The organism is Paraburkholderia domus (genome assembly GCF_905220705.1).
Lineage (GTDB): Bacteria > Pseudomonadota > Gammaproteobacteria > Burkholderiales > Burkholderiaceae > Paraburkholderia > Paraburkholderia domus.
Genome location: NZ_CAJNAT010000002.1, coordinates 399,616 through 419,184, shown reverse-complemented (window position 1 = coordinate 419,184; position 19,569 = coordinate 399,616). Strand labels below are relative to the sequence as shown.

Sequence of the window (19,569 nt, the reverse complement as noted above, 5' to 3'; positions counted from 1 at the left end):
GGCGACGCTGCGCGCCGACACACATTTCATAAAACCCGCCGCTGAGTTTGGGTTTGGGCTCTCGCGGTTTTTCCGGTACCGTGACACGTCATTGCGCCACTACTGCCTCTGCGGCTTCAATTTCAAGCGACCGGTATATCACTTGGAGCACGGGTTTGCCCACGAACGCAGGAGCGATTCTGCCGAGGCAAAGCCGATGGCCCCGCTGCGCGAAACGAAGCCGGGTTTCCCATGCAGACCCGTCCGCGACGCACGCAGTGCGGAGTGGGAACTGATGAACGCTTTGTCACTGACGCCGAATGCGCGAGAACACGGATTCCAGATGTACCACTACCGTGACTGTGCGGGGGACCCGCTTATGAGCTGGCGGTGTGAGCTGCTTTCTCTTGCCTACTTCTCTTTGCAGCAGCAAAGAGAAGTAGGTGCCGCCCCGCACAGGGGCAACGCAAATAGACCACTAAAAATTCAAGGAAAGGCCAACCCCATAGGCACACAGCCAAACAAGCGCCGCGCAGCCAACCAGAGCAAGAAAACCCCACCCCCGCCCCGGCCCCCGCCAGGCAAAAACCCAACCCCACTATAATGTCGGCAATTCTGACAAGAGGTGCTTCATGATCATCAAACCGCGCGTGCGTGGCTTCATCTGTGTATCGACCCATCCGACCGGCTGCGAAGCCAACGTCAAGGAGCAGATCGAATACGTGAAGGCACGCGGTCCCATTGCCAACGGCCCGAAAAAAGTGCTCGTGATCGGCGCCTCCACAGGCTACGGCCTTGCCGCGCGCATCAGCGCCGCGTTCGGCTCCGACGCCGCCACACTCGGCGTGTTCTTCGAGCGTGCCGGCAGCGAAACCAAAGCCGGCACGGCTGGCTGGTACAACACCGCCGCCTTCGAAAAATTCGCCACGGAAAAAGGCCTGTACGCGACCAGCATTAACGGCGACGCGTTCTCCGATGAAGTCAAGCAACGCACCATCGAGGTCATCAAGCGCGATCTCGGCCAGGTCGACCTGGTGGTCTACAGTCTCGCCGCACCCAAGCGCACGCATCCGAAAACCGGCGAAGTGTTCAGCTCGACCCTGAAGCCGGTCGGCAAAGCCGTCAATCTGCGTGGCATCGACACCGACAAGGAAGTCGTCAAGGAAACCGTCCTTGAACCCGCCACGCAAGCCGAAATCGACAACACCGTCGCGGTGATGGGCGGCGAAGACTGGCAGATGTGGATCGACGCCCTCCTCGACGCCGACGTGCTCGCCGACGGCGCGAAGACGACCGCGTTCACCTATCTCGGCGAAAAAATCACGCACGACATCTACTGGAACGGCTCGATCGGCGCCGCCAAGAAGGATCTCGACCAGAAAGTGATCGGGATCCGCGAGAAACTCGCGGCCAAAGGCGGCGATGCGCGTGTCTCAGTGCTCAAGGCAGTCGTAACGCAGGCCAGCTCCGCGATCCCGATGATGCCGCTGTATCTGTCGCTGCTCTTCAAGGTCATGAAGGAAAAAGGCACCCACGAAGGCTGTATCGAGCAGGTCTACGGGCTCTACAAAGACAGCATGTACGGCACGACGCCGCACATCGATGAAGAAGGCCGTCTGCGCGCCGACTACAAGGAACTCGATCCCGAAGTCCAAGCCCGCGTCCAGGAACTCTGGCCCCAGGTGACCAACGACAATATCTACGAACTCACCGACTTCAGCGGCTACAAAACCGACTTCCTGCGTCTCTTCGGATTCGAGATCGCCGGCGTGGACTATGAAGCCGACGTCAATCCGGACGTGCCGATCCCCAGGATCGAGCAACTCTGAGCATTCGCGGGGCCCTTGCCGCCCCGCCCTTTGCCTTTCGCCTTTCGCCTTTCGCCTGTTCCGTTCATGGTGCGTTAGCGGGCCCCCACAGGGCCCGCCGCACTACATGGACTCGCCGCTCCCCCTCCTCGACAGCGCCACGTAGCCATCTACGGCGCGCATCACCCGCACTTCCAGCGCCGCGGCGTCGCGTTCTTCGCGCTCGCCCGCGTCGTCGACCATGCCGCGCACGATCGCCAGCAAGTCGTGCGCGACAAGACTCGCATTTTCCAGATCCGGCGCTTCGGGTTTGTCAGTCAGCGCCGTCAACAGCGCCGCATGAATGAGGTCGGCAACCCGCTGGTTGCGCTCGCCAAGCGGCAATCTGCGTTCCTCGAAATCGATGATGCGTGCCAGCACCGGCCTGCGCATCTGATGCGCGACCGCCGCGCGCACCATCGCGAGCACGCAGCCACGCGAACTCTCCGCCAACGTCGCCGATTCGATATCAGCCGTCAGCTGCGCGGTTTCGCGCTCGATCAACGCAACCGTCAACGCATCGCGATTCGGAAAGTATTGATAGAGCGAACCGATGCTGACGCCGGCACGCTCCGCGACCGCGTTGGTCGTATATGCAGCGAGGCCATGTGTCTCCAGAATGCGAGCCGCCGCTTCGAGCACGGTTTCGACGGTTTGCGCCGAACGCCGCTGAATGGGCGATTTACGGGGCTTCAGACGTTGTGCAGCAGTCGATTTTGACATGGCCGAAACGCGAGTTTTAAATGTGAGCGATCGCTCGTATTCTAAACCTGTTTCGCGAAACCTCATTAGCCACTCACCATTCAACTGGAATCGAACAACATGACCGCATCTGTGAAAGAACCTGTATTGACCGTATTCATGCTCGTCAAAACGACACCCGAATGGCTCGCCTTTTCTGTCGACGAACGGTTTCGCCTGCTGCGCGAACACGTCGAGCAGATCCTCAAGACGCATGCCGACGAGGTCAGCATGCGTTTCTACGACGTCGAGTTTTATTCAGCGCGCGTGACGGATATCTGGGTGTGGGACGCGACGAGCCATCACGCGTATGAACTGGTGGTGGAAGCGCTCCGTGAGACACCGTTCTGGGATCGTTTCTTCGAAGTCGTCGAGATTCTGCCGGGCGTGGAGAACGCCTTTGCCAGGAACTACAACCGGGAAGCGCTCTCGGCGTCCTGAAAGGCACGGCGTTGTGAATGAACGAGCCGGCGCGATTCAGCTGAAACGTTGCCGGTCTGTGCGTTGGGCCACACATCGATCCATACAAGCGGTGTAGCGCCGGCCAGACGTCGCTTCAGCGACCCCGTATCAGCAGGGAAACGCGGCCTGAAGCGTGCGCAGAATGGCGAGACCGATCGGAAAGTCGTCTGAAAGACCTGGATGGTTGGTGAAAAATTGGTCAAGCAGCGGATACACGTTCTGGTTACCGATGGCGAGGTTTTGCGGCGGGCAGAACAGCGGCGGACGCTTCTTCGACACCAGATCCCCGTTAGCCCACCCTAGCGCGTTGATCGTGCCCGTGATGTAAGCCGCGTAGACCGAGTTGTTGTCGGTATGAGCCCAGAGCTTGTATTGCGAGGCCGTCATCTCGGCGCTTGCATTGAGCGTAAAACAGGCCGTAAGCAAAGCCAGTGCAAATTTCGATACCCGCATCGTCGAACCTTCAATCTGTGTCGCAAAAGCGGCCATTGTAGGTGAGTCGGGCCGTGGTGCGCAGAAGCGCTCGTCTATCAGGAATCCGTAAGCATTGCGTGAGCGTTTTTGTAAGCGTTTCGACGCGCTGACTGTGCGTTTCATCTTCACTCACAGTCAGCCGAAGTCACGACAGACGACCGATCAAACTGACTCGAAGCCCGTCAACACATTCACCGCATTCACTCCGATTGCCGCGACTGCATAGCCGCCCTCCATCACGAACAAAGTCGGTTTCCCCAATCGTCCGATCGCCTCGCCGATGCGCAGATAGTCAGCGCTGCGTAACTTGAACTGCGATATTGGGTCTTCTTCGAAAGTATCGACGCCCAGCGATACCACCAGCGCATCCGGTGCGTAGTCAGCGACGCGCGCGCACGCCGCGTCGAGCGCCACCGTATAGTCCGCCCACGCCGTACCCGGTTGCAGCGGGAAGTTCGCGTTGTAGCCGAGCCCCGCACCCGTGCCGGTTTCGTCGGCGTGCCCGAGAAAGAACGGATACTCAGTGCGCGGATCGCCATGCAGCGACGCGAACAAGACGTCGGACCGGTGATAGAAAATGCTCTGCGTGCCGTTGCCGTGGTGATAGTCGACATCGAGAATCGCCACGCGTTTCGCGCCCGCGTCGAGGAATGATTGCGCCGCTACTGCCGCGTTGTTGATATAGCAGTAGCCGCCCATATAGTCCGCCGCGGCGTGATGCCCGGGCGGGCGGCACAACGAGAATGCGCCGCGCGCACCTTCCCTCACGTGGCGTGCGCCGGTGAGCGCGACATCCACCGCATCGCTCACGGCGGCCCACGTGCCCGCGGTAATCGGCACACCCGCATCCATCGAGTAGTAGCCGAGCTTGCCATCGATATCCGCCGGCACGCGGTCCTGGCGCATGCCGCGCACCGGCCATATGAGCGGCAGCGCGTCATGCTTGCGGCCGAGCGCGCTCCATTCGTCCCATGCGCTGCCAAGAAACGCAATGAAGCCCTTGTCGTGAATACGATGCACTGGATCGAGTCCAAACGATGCGGGCGCAATCACGTCGCCGAGCTTCGTTTCGCGCACCCGTTCCAGTATGAAATCAGCGCGGCTCGGCATCTCGAAGCAAGGCTTCATTTCGCCGTCGATCAATTCGGCATGGCCATGGTGCAGCCGGTGCCGATCGCTATACACAGTCAACATGCAATGTCTCCTCAGGATGCTTGCTACTCGAATTCGATGCCGTGCTCAGGACCGCCCCTCCTGGGTACAGTGTTCACCATCGCTCGTCGCGAGGATGCCGTAGCAGGCCGGACGCCGGTCGCGAAACACGCCCCATGCCTCACGTGTCGCCGCGACCGCATCCAGATCGAAACGATGATGCAGGATCGCGGGCTCGTCGCGCCCCGCTTTCTGCACTTGCTCGCCGTACTGATCGGCGATGAACGACGAGCCGTAATAGCGCTGCGGGAAGTCGCGGCCTTGCTCGCGGCCGGTGCGGTTCGCGGCGATCAGCGGTACGAGGTTCGCGCCTGCGTGGCCCTGCATCACGCGCTGCCAATGCGCGCTGCTGTCGAGCGACGGGTCTTGCGGTTCGCTGCCGATCGCGGTCGGATAGAACAGCAGTTCGCCGCCGAGGAGCGCCATCGCGCGGGCCGTCTCCGGGAACCATTGGTCCCAGCAGATACCGACGCCGATGGTGCCGTAACGCGTCGGCCAGACGCGAAAGCCCGTGTCGCCTGGGGTGAAGTAGTACTTCTCGCTGTAGCCCGGGCCGTCGGGGATATGGGTTTTGCGGTAGCGGCCGAGCACGCTGCCGTCGGCGTCGATCATCGCCACCGTGTTGTAGAAGACCTTGCCGGCCCGTTCGAAGAAGCTGATCGGCAGGACCACGTTCAATTCGGCGGCGACGCGGCTAAAGCGCGCGATGGCGGGATGGCCCTCGTATGGCAGCGCATGGCGGAAGTGCTTCGCGTCCTGTTCGGTGCAGAAGTACGGTAGCTCGAACAGTTCGGGCAGCAGGATCACCTGAGCGCCCTGTGCCGCCGCCTCGCGCACCATGCGCTCAGCTTCTGCGAGATTGGCCTCGCGATCCCATCCTGGTACGGCCAACTGGATTGCCGCTACGTTGACTGCGCGCATCTCGTGTCTCCCTTGTATTGGTCTGGGAAAATTTTGCCCGAGGTGCGCGGATGAGCGATAACGGAGAAGCGGTCATCGAGGGGATAAATGTGGCCAATCTGGCCGGCGTGGCGGTGCATCAGGACGTGACTTCACAGCGCGCCGTTGATGCCTTGGCTTCGAAGGGACTTTCGACAGAATCGCTAGCTATGCGCAGCGGTAATCGCTCGGACAGTGGCCGGTCCACCGGCGGAACGCGTGCCGGAATCCAGCCGTTTCGCTATAGCCAAGCCGCTCGGCGATATCCGACATCGACAGGCGCGTACGCATCAGGTAGTCGAGCGCGAGATCGTGACGCACGCGGTCGAGCAGCGCCTGGAAGGCGGAGCCGTTGCCCGCCAGACGCCGCCTGAGTGTGCGCTCCGACACGCACAACGCATCGGCCAGCGCGCGCAGCGAACCGTAACGGCATGGGTCGGAATACAGCAGGCGCAGGCTGCGCGCGGTCACGTCGCTGCCCGCCGCGGTGGCCCATTCGCGCTCCAGTTGCGCGCATTGCTGGCGCGACATCAGATAGCTCACCGGCTCGGCAAGGGGCAACGGTTCGTCGAGCCAGCTGGCCGGAAAAATCAGCGCGTTTTCGGCAGCGTCGAAGGTCGCGTGGCGGCCTATCCGCTCTTCGTAGGCATCGGCATGGGCTGGTGCGCCGAAGGTCACCGCAAGCACGGATGGCGCGCGCCGCGCCGACAGCACGTCACAAACGATCGCCCACATCGACGCGAGGCACATGTCGGCATTGAGCACGGTCAGATCCGGCCGGTAGTGGTAGTCGGCCGCGACGATCGCCGCTTCGTCTCCGTTGCGGCGCAGCGAAACCTTGAAGTAGCTCCCGAGCAGGACGGGAAAGTCCTGGGCGCACTGCAGCGCATCACCGAGCGTGGGACTCACCAGCATCGCGTAACCGAGGATGCCGTAGCTCGAAATATGCATTGCCCGGCCGATATCGAGGCCGATACGCGTATCGCCGCAGGCGCGCAGCGCATTGGCGAACACGATCAGCTCCTGCGCATGCGTGACGAGTCCGGATGGCTGCCGCAAATCACCCTCGCCAATGCCGCTTCCTGCCAGCAGTACATCAGCGCCAATCCCCTGCCGGTCCAGCAAGGAGACGGCGGCGGCAATCGTATGCAGGGTCGCGACGCATTGGGCCGGCGACGGGCGTTGCGAACACGGTGCATCGGTCATGGACGGTTCTTGGTTTCCCTCGATGCACTCATGATATTTGATCAAATTTCCCAAAAGGAAAAATCCGTGCGATGATTTGATCAAATCCCATGATGCAAAACGCCTAGCTTTCCCGAACAGGCAGTTCGTCGCGCAAGGTTTGCAGCCGCGCGTCGCGCCGTCTTCATCAACCGACTGGAGTCAACCTTGCAAAGCGACCTACGCGCGGACCTGCGTGAATTCCTGGAACATCACCGCATTCATGAAGTGGAATGCGTGATACCGGACATGACAGGCGTCGCGCGCGGCAAGATCGTGCCGAAGAACCTGTTTCTCTCGGAAGGCAAGATGCACATGTCGAACGCGCTGCTGATGATCACGGTCAACGGCGAGTTCGCGGATTTCGAACGCTTTGTCGGGCCGAGCGATCCCGACATGGTCTGCATCCCCGATCCCAACACGGTGCGGCTGGTACCGTGGGCCATCGAGCAGGTCGCGGTGGTGATCCACGATTGCGTCGGACTCGATGGCAAGCCGATCGGCATTTCGCCGCGCGCGGTGTTGCGGCGTGTGCTGAAGCTCTATGAGGAAAAAGGCTGGCGTCCCGTGGTCGCGCCGGAGATGGAGTTCTATCTGATCGCGCAGAACAAGAATCCGCATGAACCGCTGCGCCCGCCGCTCGGCCGCGCAGGGCGCCACGAAGCCGGCCGGCAGTCGTTCTCGATCGATGCCGTCAACGAATTCGATCCGTTCTTCCAGGACCTGTCGCGTTTCTGCGAGATGACGCATCTCGGCGTCGAAACCCTCGTGCATGAAGTCGGCGCGGGGCAAATGGAAATCAATTTTTCTCACGGCGACGCGCTCGATCTCGCCGACCGCGTGTTCCTGTTCAAGCGCGCGGTGCGTGAAACCGCCTACCGTCATGGCATTTTCGCGACGTTCATGGCCAAGCCGATGGAGCACGAACCGGGCAGCGCGATGCACATTCATCAGAGCATTGTCGATCACACAACCGGCGAGAACATCTTTTCACTGCCCGACGGATCGGCGAGCCCGCTGTTTTTCAACTATATCGGCGGCTTGCAGAAGTACATGCCGCAAGCCATGCCGATGTTCGCGCCCTACGTGAATTCCTACCGTCGCCTGTCGCGCTTCACCGCCGCGCCGATCAACGTGCGCTGGGGTTACGACAACCGCACCTGCGGCATCCGCGTGCCGAACTCCGGGCCGGACGGCCGGCGGCTCGAAAACCGCGTGCCGGGCGTCGACGTCAATCCGTATCTGGCGATGGCGGCCACCCTCGCTTGCGGCTATCTCGGCATGGTCGAAAAACAGGAAGCCTCGGCGCCGATGGTCGAAAGCGCCTACGACCTCGAATACGAATTGCCGCGCGGTCTCGAAGATGCGCTGAAAGCGCTCCTGAAGTGCACCGAACTCGCGGATGTGCTCGGCGACCAGTTCGTACAGGCCTATTGCTCGGTGAAGGAAAAGGAGTTCGAGACCTTCTCGCAAGGCATTACCGCGTGGGAACGCGAGCATCTGCAACTGCTTGTCTGAGCGATCGAGGTTTATGAAAGCATCATGGGAGAAACCCGGTTTGAATGATTTGACTACCCGCCACGGCATCAACTGGGAGCGTGCGCAAGCGCTCGTCGAACGTGAACGTCACGCGTTTACCGAGGCCATGCCGAAATCGCGCGCGCTGTCCGAACGCGCCGCGCACCACCTGTTGTTCGGCGTACCGCTGCACTGGATGAACGACTGGTCAACGCCCTTCTCGCTCTATGTCGATCAGGCGCGGGGCGCCTCGTTCACCGACGTGGACGGTCATCGCTACGCGGACTTCTGTCTCGGCGACACGGGCGCGATGTTCGGCCACTCGCCCGCCCCCGTGGCCCGCGCGCTGGCCGCGCAGGCTGAGCGCGGCTTGACGACCATGCTGCCGGGTGAGGATGCCGCGTGGGTCGGCGAAGAACTCGCGCGCCGTTTCGGATTGCCCTACTGGCAGTTCGCAATGACGGCGAGCGACGCCAACCGCTTTGCGTTGCGCTGGGCGCGCGCGGCGACCGGGCGCAAACAGATCCTGATCTTCAACGGCTGCTATCACGGCACCGTGGACGACGTGTTCGTCGATCTCGTCGACGGAAAACCGCAACAGCGCGACAGTCTGATCGGCCAGGTGCATGACCTGCTCGGCACCACGCGCGTGATCGAATTCAACGACCTGGCCGCGCTGGAAAATGCGTTGAAAGATGGCGACGTCGCCTGTGTGCTGGCCGAACCCGCGATGACCAACATCGGCATGGTGCTGCCCGAACCGGACTACTGGCGGCAAGCGCAAGCGCTCATGCGCCGCTACGGCACGCTGCTCGCCATCGACGAAACCCACACCATCAGTTGCGGACCGGGTGGTTACTCGCGGGCGTACGGCCTCGAACCCGACCTGTTCATTCTCGGCAAGCCAGTGGGCGGCGGCTTTCCTTGCGCGGTGTACGGTTTCAGCGCCGAGCTGGCAGCCCGCGCGCAGCACGCCAAGCGCAGCGCACCGCCCGGCCACTCCGGCATCGGCACGACCCTCACGGCGAACATGCTGGCGATGAGCGCGATCCGCGCGACGCTCGCCGAGGTGATGACCGATGCTGCCTACGATCACATGTTCGCGCTCGCCGAGCGTATCGAGGCCGGCCTGAAGAGTGCGATCGCGCGTCATGGCCTCGCGTGGTGCGTGACGCGCGTCGGCGCCCGCACCGAATTCCAGTTCACGCCGACACCGCCGCGCAACGGTCACGAAGCCGGCCGCCAGCTCGACCCGGAACTGGAACATATCGTGCACCTGTACCTGCTCAATCGCGGCGTGCTGATTACGCCGTTTCACAACATGATCCTGGTGTGCCCCGACACCTCGGCGGCCGACGTCGACAAGCTGGTTTCTACGTTCGACGCCTGCGTTGCCGAACTGACCTGATCTGAGCGGTTTCAGATCGAGGTCGATCGAGCACGGCCGGCAGCTAAACCGCCGGCCTTTTTACAACCTTTTTTGCAGCTTTTTTCGGCCCTAGCACCGAGCTTTATGAAAACTTCACGTCATCACACGCTGCAGGACCAGACCTACGAGACGCTGCGGCAATGGCTGACGATCGGGCGCTTCGTGCCGGGCGAGCGCATCAAGATCCGTCACGTCGCCGCCGAACTCGGCGTGGGCGAGATGCCGGTACGCTCCGCCTTGCAGCGCCTTGCTGCCGAATCGGCACTCGTGAACGTGCCCAATTGCGGCGTGACCGTGCCACGGCTGTCGAAAGAACAATTCGACGACGTGCTGCGCGTGCGCCTGATTCTGGAGGGCCAGGCCGCTGAACTGGGTGTGCCGCATCTCAGCGCCCACGATCTGGAAACGCTGGAAAAACTGAACGAAGAGATGGTGCAGGCTCTGCGGACTGCCGACGCCAAGGGCTATCTCGATGCCAACGAGGCGTTCCATCTAATTCTGTACCGGGCAGCGGGCTCGCCGCTCTTGCTCGAGTTGATCGAAACGGTGTGGCTGCAGGTTGGGCCGATTTCGAATCTGTTGTTCGGCGATGCGCAGTTTGCCGGCACGCTCAACGATGCCCACGACGCGTTGCTGAACGCCGCGAAAGCGCGTGACGCAGCCGGCGTGCGACGCGCGATCGAGCACGATCTGAGTCATGCGGCGAGTTGTTTGCGCGCGCAGTGTTTGTAGCGGCTGGGGCTTAGGCCCCACGCCTCGTACCCTCATCACGCTTTCAACGTCGCCTGCTCAAGAATCATGTCGTACAGCGCCTGCGCCGCCGGCGACAACTGAGCGGTTTTGCGCGCCACGAGCACGAGCGTGCGCGAGACCACCGGATGCGTGAGCTCGATGGTGCGAACCGTCGGATACGCACCCTTCTGAATGGCGAGCGCCGGCACGACAGCCGCGCCCACGCCCTGCGCGACCAGGCCGACAGCCGTCGAACTGCGTTGCACTTCATAAAACGAGCGCAACGACAGTTCGCTCTTTTCCAGTGCGACATCGAGCAACGCCCGATTGCCGCTGACTTCGCCGGCGAAGATCAGCGGATACGATTGCAGTTGCTGCCAGGCGACGCGCCGCCGTTTCGCCAGCGGATGATCTTCATGGCAAATCAGCACGTAGCGGTCTTCCGTCAACGGCACGCTGGCGAGATCCGGATGATGCTCACCGGCGATATTGATGCCGAACTCCACCTCCCGGCGCAGCACCGCCTCCTCCACCGCGGAAGACGCGTGATCGAGAATCTTGATGCGGTTATGCGGATAACGCGCGGCATACGCCTGCAGAATGCGCGGCAGATACTGCACGCCCACGGTCGGCACGCAGGCGATCGACACATCGCCGCGACGGGCCACACCCGTCTCGCGGATCTCTACCAACGCATCGGCAAGCTCGCCGAGCAAACGGCGCGCCTGCGGCAGAAAACTGCGCCCTATTTCCGTGAGCGCCATGGAACGGGTAGTCCGCTCGATCAGCGTGACGCCGAGAAACGTTTCGAGCTTGCGCAGACGTTGCGTAATGGCCGTTTGCGTGACATGTAATGAATCGGCGGCGCCCTGAAAGCTGCCCCGGTCCGCAATCGCGACGAACGCCTGCACGCCGAGCGTGTCGATTTTCATTAGAAAAATGAAGGAATCTGCATGATAAATTCATTTTACTCCACCCTCGCCGCCGCACAGAATGAACGGATTGAATCGGTTTGACATCGCACGCGGTGAGCGGATGTCAGCGGACACGGCCCAGTGGCCAAGACAAAGGAGCGTGACATGACTTCATCGACGAATTGGCAGGCAAAGCAGTACGTGGTGTTCGAAAACGAGCGCACGCGTCCGGTCAGGGATCTGCTGGCGGCGGTTCCGGCGACGGACGTGCGGGTCGCGGTGGACATCGGCTGCGGCCCCGGCAATTCCACCGAAGCACTGGCGGCCCGCCTGCCCGGCGCGGCGGTCAGCGGGCTGGACAGCTCCGCCGACATGATCGCGGCGGCCAGGAAGCGCCTGCCGCAACTCCAGTTCGAGGTGAGCGACATTGCGACGTGGGATGCCCCAGGCCCTTTCGACCTGATCCTCGCCAACGCCGTGCTGCAGTGGGTGCCGAATCATGAGCAGCTGTTCCCGTCGCTGCTGAAGAAACTTGCGCCGGGCGGCAATCTGGCCGTGCAAATGCCGGACAACCTCGACGAACCCCCGCACCGCCTGCTGCGCGAAATCGCGGCGGACGGCCCTTGGGCCAACAAACTCAAGGGCGTGGAGCGCACCATGCGCTACGGCGCCGACTGGTACTACGCGTTGCTCGAACCGCTGTGCGCGCGGGTCGACGTGTGGCGCACCGTCTACTATCACCCGCTTAGCGGCGGCGCGGACGCGGTGGTCGAATGGTTCAAGGGCAGCGCGCTGAGACCGTTCCTCGCCGAACTCGACGACAGCGAGGAAGGCGTCTTCCTGGCGCGCTACCGGGACGCGATCGCGCGGGCTTATCCAGCCCTGCCCGACGGCACGGTGCTGCTGCCGTTCCCGCGGCTGTTTATCGTCGCTACGCGCTAGCGGAGCCGGGCTCGCTTCCGGCTGCCGTGTGGTGTTTGTGGTGCCGGAGCCGCCAGGGTCAGTCAGGCATTGCCGCTCGTGAATTCTGCGTGATATTGTGTAACGTAAGCGCAGGACGGCTCCCCGTCCTCACCGGAACGCAATTTACAGCAGCGAGCGTCGCCATGAGTGATGTACGCCATCATCTGAGTCCACGTGACCGTTTGGAGCTGTTGTGCTGGCTCACATGCGGCTGCCTTGGCGCTTATTACCTGAACGAGGACTGGCCTGACGCGGCGTTTCACGTGCAGGCCGCCCATAAGTGGCTCGACTACCGGTCGCGGGAGGCCGACTGGTTGAGTATCGCCAGGTTATCCGCAACGGCACTGGAGATTGCGCAGCGGCACGCGAAGTTTGTCGAGGCCGATTGGGCGCGGGATGCGGTCGAGGAGATTCTCGACACGAACGAGCTCGATCCTCAAGCGCGGTTAGTGAGGCAGGTGTTGGCGGATTGCCAGAACGCGCTTGCTGACAAACGCCTGGCGGACTAGCGGTATTTCCCGCCTGACACTTCGCGTGGTTCGCCATGCGGCGTCGGCTGCGTTGATCTGTTTGCCAGCGCCGCGCAGGCGGATTAAAAATTGTGCCGCACGCCGACGATCACAGAGAGCTGTTTATCCGTATCCGAATTGACGATATTCGGAATCTGCGCCAGATTCTCCGTCTGCCCCGTCGACGGATTGATCCCCAGTCCGGCGCCGGAAGATTTCTGCCCGATCGCGACCGCATAGACGGCCGTCCGCTTCGACAAGCTGTACACCGCCCCCAGGTTGATCTGATGCACGCGCGTCGAAGCGCCGCTGCTCGGTTTGGCATCGTTGAAGATATACGCCAGACCAAGCTGCAAATCAGGCGCGAGCGCATAGGTCGTATTCAACTCGGCAATGTCGAATGAGATATCCGCGCCCGCAGGGTTCGCCGCACTCGCGAAATACTGGCTCTGCGACAGACGCGTATGCGTATAGGTGAGCGCCACGCTCGCCTTACCGAATGCATACGAACCCCCTGCTCCGAAAATCCTCACCTTGCTCGCTTGCTGCAGCAGACAATACGACGCATCGGCATTCGCGCAGCTGAAATCGCCGATATACCCGGCTGTGCCGCCCAAGGCCGCCTGCAACGGCTGGTTCAACTCGAGATACCCCGCGCTCAGCGACAACGGCCCTTGTGCGTAATTCGCCGCCAGCGCCCAGCCCTTGTTCTGTGAAAAATTCCCCGCCACGCCACCCAGGCTGAACAACCCGCCAACAGTCAAGCCACCGAAGCTCGGGCTGAGGTACTTGATCGAGTTGTTGAAGTTGAACGCTTCGTTGAGGTTGTCGACGTCGCCGAAATGCGAGCCGTACAGCGTCGCCCAGTTATTGCTCGACGCATACGCACCCATGTAATCGGAGAACGGGTCGTATTGACGGCCGAATGTCAGCGCGCCGTACGTGCCGTTGTTCAAACCGACCCATGCGTTGCGGTTGAACAGCGTATTCGATTGCAACATCGCGCCGTTGCCAATCAGAAAGCTGTTCTCCAAGGTGAAATTCACCGTGGTGCCGCCGCCGATATCCTCGGTGCCCATCAAGCCCCAACGCGACGGCACCAGGTTACCGCCCGCCAATTGGTAGTTCGCGTGACCGTTGGTGCTGCCGTCGGCGAGCGTCGTCTGCTGGTTGGTCGTGTAGACGACACCGGCGTCGACCGTGCCATAGAGCGTCACCGAAGATTGCGCATGCGCGCCCATCGCGAGGCCGCACGCGGCCAGCGCAAGCGCCGAGCGCTTGACGAATTTGTCTGCCATATTTTTTGCCGGAAGTTGAGTAGTGAAATCAGCAAGAACAAACAGGACGAACGACACCGCTCCGCCGCCGCTCGCAAATGAACGGCAGCAGTCGATCGTTAGAACTTGGTGTAACGGCGCGCGCTGAGTGCCTGGCGCGCCGTTCGATTACTGCCCGAAGCGCGCGTAGATATCCGGCCGCTTCGTACGCAGAATGAGACCGATCACGACGCCTGCGAGCGCCACCGCGAATACGATCCAGGGGAAGGATTTGACGATCGGACTATCGGAGCCGCTGAGCGCATCGAGATTGCGCACCAGAATCACGCCGATATACAACAGGCCGATGCCACCCACCAACGGCGCGACAAACGAGTGCCATACGCGAGTGTCCTTGCGCGTCTTGCGGAAGAACGCGATGACGGAAAAGCTCGTCACTGCTTGCAGCATCACGATGCCGATCGTACCGAGCGCCGAACTCCAGCTGAATACGATGTTGAACGCATCGCTGCCTGCCGCGATGAAGAGACCGAGCAGGACGCACACCGAGAGTGTCTGCAGATAGCTCGCCACATACGGCGAACGGTATTTTTCGTGTACCCGGGTCAGCGCTTGCGGCAAGATGCCTTCGAGGCTCAACGCATGGATATAGCGCACCAGCGTGTTATGAAACGACAACAGGCTCGCGAAGATACTGCTGAGCAACAGGAAGCTCATCACCGTCGTTACCGCACCGCCCAGATACTTGCCGGACTGAATGAACCAGAAGTCGCCGGGTTGCTTCGTCGCGACGGCGACCACGTCGGTCAGTCCGTACGCGCAAACAATTGTCCACGTGACGAAAGCGAAGAACACGAGGATCAGCATCACCGACACATACGTCGCGCGTGGCACCGTTACCTTCGGATCACGGCATTCCTTGCCGTAAATCGCGGTGGCTTCGAAACCGATAAATGACGCAAATGCGAACATCACCGCAATGCCGAGGTGACCGCTGAATACATGCTCCGGCGTGAACGGCGCGAGCGTGAGGCCGTTCGGGCCGCCGCCATGCACGACGATCGCAATCGCGAGCAGCAGCAAAATGCCCAGTTCGAGACACATCAACACGCCGAGCAGCCGGCTATTCAGATCGATACCGCGGATACCGGTGAATTGCACCACCGCCACGCAGATCAGCGAATAACCGTACCAAGGCATCGCGGTGTGCAGTAGTGGAGAAAGAACCACTGTGCAGAAAAAACCAAACAGACCATATAGCGCGATCTGGATGAAGGTGTACGACATCAGCGCGACGAGTGCGCCGGCCATGCCCAACGGCCGTCCGAGTCCGGCGGTGATGTACGCGTAAAACGCGCCGGCGCGCACCACGTGCCGGCTCATCGACGCAAAGCCCACGCTGAAAATCAGGAGCACTACGCCGGCAATCACGAATGCGCCCGGGATGCCCGCGCCATTGCCCAGGCTGATTGCGGGCGGTACCGCACCGAGCATGCCGGTCAGGGGCGCGGCCGCGGAAATTACGAGGAACACGATCTGCCACAAGCCCAGCGTATTGCCCTTCAGTTCCACAGGGTCCTCCGCGTCGATCAGACGGGTCGGAGAGTAGGGTTCATTCATCGCTGCCTCAATTGTGTTGGCTAGTCTGGATCTCGCCTAAACCCTGGAAATGCTGGTCCTGGCGCTCGGTTGACCGATGTTCGATGTTTCGGTGTGAGCGCATGGTAGGTAGCTAAAAAATAAAGCGACTTCGCGAACCGCGCCAAATTTTCGATAATTTGCGCCAATGCTCGCAAGAGCGCCAGGTACGCCGGTTCGCAGCAAATACTTAGGAAACGGAAGTTTTTTCGTGTGACGATTGCGCCGTTGCGTGCTTTCAGAATGAAAGAAATGCTGGCATTCGGCACCCTTTACTGTTTCTTCCAGTTGCGCGTGGCGCGCCACAACACGGTTGCGTCGGCGTAACCCACCGCGCGAGCGATCGCCGCATTGGTGAGTCCGTCACGTTCAAGCAACCCTTCCACGCTACGCTGCCGCTCTTCGCGCACGATCTGCCGCACGGAAGTCCCCGCCTCGGCCAGATGCCGTTGCAACGAGCGATGCGAGAGACCGAGATCTTTCGCGATGTCGGCGACGATCAGCTTCTCGTGCGCGAGCCGCCGCGTCACCAGATCGCGCACCTGTTCAACGATGCTGTGAGGCATCGCATCGCGCGCAATCAGATCGGTGGCATGGCGCTCCATCATGCGCGCCATTTGCGTGTCGGCGCTCTTGAGCGGCGCATCGAGATCCAGCGGACGCAGAATCACGCCATTGAAAGGCTGCTGAAAGCGCACCGGCACGCGGAAATTGCGTGCATACGGTTTGAGATCGGCGGGGGCCGCGTGTTCGAAATGAATTTCGACCGGGTTCCACGCCGCACCGCGCACGAGCCGGATCATATTGCACATCGTCGACAGACTGTATTCCGCGTCCTGCCGGCGCGGCCAGATCTGCGGATTGGCGATCTGATAAGTCCATACAGGCCATTCGCCATCGCGCAGCAACTCGCAGGTCGTGGTGTTCTGCCACGACGCGAGCGCGAGCGAAAACTTGCGCATCGCCGCGTTCAAGGTCGGTGACGAGAGAAACACGAGACCCGCCGGGCCGAGTTCCGTCAATTGCAATTCGCTGCCCAGACGCAAGCCGAGCGACGGTTCGTCGAGTATTTCTGCGGCGCGCTCGAATGCCGCCACATAACGCGTGAGCGGCAGGATTTCATACGGATTCGACAGGAGCTTGCGGCTCATGCCGAACGCTTCGAGCAGCGCGTCGCAATTGGCGCCTGATGCATCGAGTGCGCGCACAACCGGTCCCATCACCGCGCCGCGGATCATCGGGAAACTACCGTTGAGCGTGACTTTTTTCATGCTGAGCGTCTCCTCTCAAGTCTTCGCTAATGTGCTGCCGCGTCATTCCTCTTGGCGCACTTTATCGTTCATTTGGCGCGATAAGCAAGCGCGAAAATATTATTGGGTTCCTACGATTTGCCATCGACTCACCGTTCCCAGCGCTTCACTCTGCGACGCGGGCACGCAGTCCGGTCCAGCACACTCCTTACGGGAATCTTATGAACACGAATGCCACGAAAGCCAGTCACGCCCCCGTTCATCCGCTCGATCCGTTGAGTCCGGACGAAATGCAGCTTGCCTGTGATCTCGTGAAGGCCGCCGAAAAATTCGACGCGCACGTACGCTTTCCGATGGTCGAATTGCGCGAGTCACCGAAAGCTGAAGTGATTGCATTCAAGACCGGCGAGTATTTTTCGCGCACGGCGTTCGTCCTGGCAATCGACCGCACGAATGGCGCGACCATTGAATTCGCCGTGGACCTGAGAGAGAAAAGAATCGCCTCGCGCAACGTGCTGCCATTCGATCAGGCGCCTTACGGCCAGCCGCCGATCATGATCGAAGACTTCATGAACGCCGAGCAGATCGTCAAGAACGACACCACATGGCGCGCTGCGGTGATGAAACGCGGCCTTACCGAGAAGGATCTTGAGCGCGTCCAGGTGGATCCGTTTTCCGCCGGCTGCTTCGACCGCGAGAACGAGAACGGCCGGCGCCTTGTACGTTGCGTGAGTTACTACCGCGAGACCGTGACCGACAACGGCTACGCGCATCCAATCGAGGGCGTGGTGGCGGTGGTCGATCTGCTTGAGAAGAAAGTGATCGAAGTGGTGGACGACGGCCGCATCATTCCGATTCCGCGTGCGAAGCACAACTACGACACGCCGAGCCTCGGCGAGCCGCGCAGCACGCTCAAGCCGCTGTCGATCAGCCAGCCCGAGGGCCCGAGCTTCAAGATCGACGGCTGGCATGTGAGCTGGCAGAACTGGAACTTCCGGGTCGGCTTCACGCCACGCGAAGGACTGGTGCTGCATCAGCTGTCATGGGACGACGGCAAGAACGCGCGGCCGATCATCTACCGTGCGAGCGTGACGGAAATGTGCGTGCCCTACTCCGACCCTAGCACGAACCACTACTGGAAGAGCGCATTCGATGCCGGCGAATACGGCCTCGGCAAACTGGCGAATCAACTTGAACTCGGTTGCGATTGCCTCGGGACGATCCGCTATTTCGACATTCCGTCCGCCGACGATTTCGGCAATGCGTTCCTGATGAAGAACGCCGTATGCATGCACGAAGAGGACTACGGCACCCTGTGGAAGCACTACGAGTTTCGCACCGGCGTCTTCGAAATGCGCCGTTCGCGACGCCTCGTGATCTCGTTCTTCGCGACGGTCGGCAACTACGACTACGGCTTCTACTGGTACCTGTACCAGGACGGCACCATCCAGCTCGAATGCAAGCTGACCGGCATCGTACAAACCTCGGCGGTAGCGGACGGCGACACCTATCCGTGGGGCGGCATGATCACCGAGAACCTCGGCGGCCCGACCCACCAACACTTTTTCAATGCCCGGATGCACATGATGGTGGACGGTGAGCGTAATAGCGTGACCGAACACGAATTCGTGCCGCGTCCGATGGGCGAAGCGAATCCGTACGGCAACGTCTTCGACACCACGAAGCGCGTGTTCAAGACCGAGAGCGAAGCCGCGCGCGTGGCGAACGGCGCCACCGGACGCTACTGGAAGGTGACCAACCCGAACGTGAAGAACGCGGTCGGCGCGAATCCGGGCTACAAACTGATCGTGAACGACTCCCCGTTGATGCTGGCCGACGAGCGCTCGAAGGTCCGCCAACGCGGCGGCTTTGCGACGCGTCACGTGTGGGTGACACCGTTCGATCCGGCCGAGCGCTACGCGAGCGGCGACTATCCGAACCAGCACGCCGGTGGTGACGGCTTGCCGCGCTACATCGAGGCGAACCGCAACATCGAGAACGAAGACATTGTCTTGTGGCACAGCTTTGGTCACACGCACGTGTGCAAACCCGAGGACTTCCCGGTGATGCCCGTGGAGTACGCCGGCTTCATGCTCAAGCCGAACAACTTCTTCTCCGCCAACCCGACGATGGACTTACCGTCCGAGCGTGACCAGAACAGCGTTGAAGACGGCAAGTCCACGGATCATGGCTGCTGCAAGCGCTAAGCCGGCGAGGCGTGGCACACAGCTCGCGATCGCACACGTAGTCAACTCGGCAAACGTGTGTCCCGCGATTGCAGCGGACGCGGCATGCGTTCTGACGGCGAGCGTCAGCGGAGCAGCACGCGTATTGATGGCGAGAATAAGTGTCGCGGCGCGCCAGCGGATGACGAGCGTGAGCGGCGCGACTCGCGGGCTAATTGCGAGCGTGGGCGGCACGGCCTGTGTGTTGCTCGTGAGCGGCGCTGCGACGCTGGTGA

General features: G+C 61.4%; 17 protein-coding genes. 8 read left to right on the top strand and 9 right to left on the bottom strand.

Annotated elements, in window-relative coordinates; genetic code table 11:
* Nucleotides 1–611 precede the first annotated feature (611 nt).
* A complete protein-coding gene (gene fabV, locus KHO31_RS06960) occupies nt 612–1,808 on the top strand; it encodes an enoyl-ACP reductase FabV (RefSeq protein WP_201122779.1) in 1,197 nt (398 codons plus the stop codon).
* Between the two features lie 102 nt (nt 1,809–1,910).
* Here the strand turns inward: fabV and KHO31_RS06955 are convergent, their stop codons facing one another.
* Nucleotides 1,911–2,549: a TetR/AcrR family transcriptional regulator gene (locus KHO31_RS06955; RefSeq protein WP_211622941.1), complete on the bottom strand. Its 639-nt coding sequence runs from the start codon at nt 2,547–2,549 to the stop codon at nt 1,911–1,913.
* Nucleotides 2,550–2,648: 99 nt separating this feature from the next.
* On the opposite strand from KHO31_RS06955, the gene KHO31_RS06950 reads away from it, so the two are divergent.
* Nucleotides 2,649–3,008 (top strand): darcynin family protein, encoded by a 360-nt coding sequence (locus KHO31_RS06950; RefSeq protein WP_211622939.1) that lies wholly within the window; start codon nt 2,649–2,651, stop codon nt 3,006–3,008.
* A gap of 129 nt (nt 3,009–3,137) precedes the next feature.
* On the opposite strand, the gene KHO31_RS06945 is transcribed toward KHO31_RS06950, so the two are convergent.
* The 4 genes from KHO31_RS06945 to KHO31_RS06930 all read right to left on the bottom strand — a co-directional run bounded on the left by KHO31_RS06945 (nt 3,138) and on the right by KHO31_RS06930 (nt 6,860).
* Nucleotides 3,138–3,482 carry a hypothetical protein gene (locus KHO31_RS06945; protein WP_201086048.1) on the bottom strand — a complete coding sequence of 115 codons (345 nt, stop codon included), beginning with the start codon at nt 3,480–3,482 and terminating at the stop codon, nt 3,138–3,140.
* 183 nt (nt 3,483–3,665) lie between these two features.
* The gene (locus KHO31_RS06940) at nt 3,666–4,697 is read right to left on the bottom strand and encodes a histone deacetylase family protein (protein WP_201079271.1); all 1,032 of its coding nucleotides are present in this window, start codon (nt 4,695–4,697) and stop codon (nt 3,666–3,668) included.
* A 45-nt stretch (nt 4,698–4,742) separates the two neighbouring features.
* Complete coding sequence (gene aguB / locus KHO31_RS06935; protein ID WP_201086049.1) at nt 4,743–5,636, bottom strand: N-carbamoylputrescine amidase; 894 nt, start codon at nt 5,634–5,636, stop codon at nt 4,743–4,745.
* Between the two features lie 186 nt (nt 5,637–5,822).
* A complete protein-coding gene (locus tag KHO31_RS06930; RefSeq protein ID WP_201086050.1) occupies nt 5,823–6,860 on the bottom strand; it encodes an AraC family transcriptional regulator in 1,038 nt (345 codons plus the stop codon).
* Between the two features lie 186 nt (nt 6,861–7,046).
* On the opposite strand from KHO31_RS06930, the gene KHO31_RS06925 reads away from it, so the two are divergent.
* The 3 genes from KHO31_RS06925 (at nt 7,047) to KHO31_RS06915 (ending at nt 10,557) form a co-directional block, all read left to right on the top strand.
* Nucleotides 7,047–8,396, top strand: a complete 1,350-nt coding sequence (locus tag KHO31_RS06925) for a glutamine synthetase family protein (protein WP_201079277.1) — start codon at nt 7,047–7,049, stop codon at nt 8,394–8,396.
* A 49-nt stretch (nt 8,397–8,445) separates the two neighbouring features.
* Nucleotides 8,446–9,804, top strand: coding sequence for an aspartate aminotransferase family protein (locus tag KHO31_RS06920; protein ID WP_211623003.1), 1,359 nt, complete (start codon nt 8,446–8,448; stop codon nt 9,802–9,804).
* 105 nt (nt 9,805–9,909) lie between these two features.
* Nucleotides 9,910–10,557, top strand: coding sequence for a GntR family transcriptional regulator (locus tag KHO31_RS06915; RefSeq protein ID WP_201079279.1), 648 nt, complete (start codon nt 9,910–9,912; stop codon nt 10,555–10,557).
* 35 nt (nt 10,558–10,592) lie between these two features.
* Here KHO31_RS06915 and KHO31_RS06910 read toward each other — a convergent pair whose 3' ends face one another.
* Nucleotides 10,593–11,489, bottom strand: a complete 897-nt coding sequence (locus KHO31_RS06910) for a LysR family transcriptional regulator (RefSeq protein ID WP_211622937.1) — start codon at nt 11,487–11,489, stop codon at nt 10,593–10,595.
* Between the two features lie 147 nt (nt 11,490–11,636).
* Here KHO31_RS06910 and tam point away from each other — a divergent pair, with 147 nt between their 5' ends.
* Nucleotides 11,637–12,413: a trans-aconitate 2-methyltransferase gene (tam, locus tag KHO31_RS06905; RefSeq protein ID WP_201079283.1), complete on the top strand. Its 777-nt coding sequence runs from the start codon at nt 11,637–11,639 to the stop codon at nt 12,411–12,413.
* A gap of 164 nt (nt 12,414–12,577) precedes the next feature.
* Nucleotides 12,578–12,943, top strand: coding sequence for a hypothetical protein (locus KHO31_RS06900; protein WP_201079285.1), 366 nt, complete (start codon nt 12,578–12,580; stop codon nt 12,941–12,943).
* A gap of 83 nt (nt 12,944–13,026) precedes the next feature.
* Here KHO31_RS06900 and KHO31_RS06895 read toward each other — a convergent pair whose 3' ends face one another.
* The 3 genes from KHO31_RS06895 to KHO31_RS06885 all read right to left on the bottom strand — a co-directional run bounded on the left by KHO31_RS06895 (nt 13,027) and on the right by KHO31_RS06885 (nt 17,129).
* Nucleotides 13,027–14,241: a porin gene (locus KHO31_RS06895; RefSeq protein ID WP_201079287.1), complete on the bottom strand. Its 1,215-nt coding sequence runs from the start codon at nt 14,239–14,241 to the stop codon at nt 13,027–13,029.
* Between the two features lie 147 nt (nt 14,242–14,388).
* Nucleotides 14,389–15,840, bottom strand: coding sequence for an APC family permease (locus KHO31_RS06890; protein WP_201079289.1), 1,452 nt, complete (start codon nt 15,838–15,840; stop codon nt 14,389–14,391).
* A gap of 290 nt (nt 15,841–16,130) precedes the next feature.
* On the bottom strand, nt 16,131–17,129 hold the full coding sequence (locus tag KHO31_RS06885) for an AraC family transcriptional regulator (RefSeq protein ID WP_201079291.1): 999 nt from the start codon (nt 17,127–17,129) through the stop codon (nt 16,131–16,133).
* Nucleotides 17,130–17,329: 200 nt separating this feature from the next.
* On the opposite strand from KHO31_RS06885, the gene KHO31_RS06880 reads away from it, so the two are divergent.
* A complete protein-coding gene (locus tag KHO31_RS06880) occupies nt 17,330–19,315 on the top strand; it encodes a primary-amine oxidase (RefSeq protein WP_201079293.1) in 1,986 nt (661 codons plus the stop codon).
* The last annotated feature ends 254 nt before the right edge of the window (nt 19,316–19,569 follow it).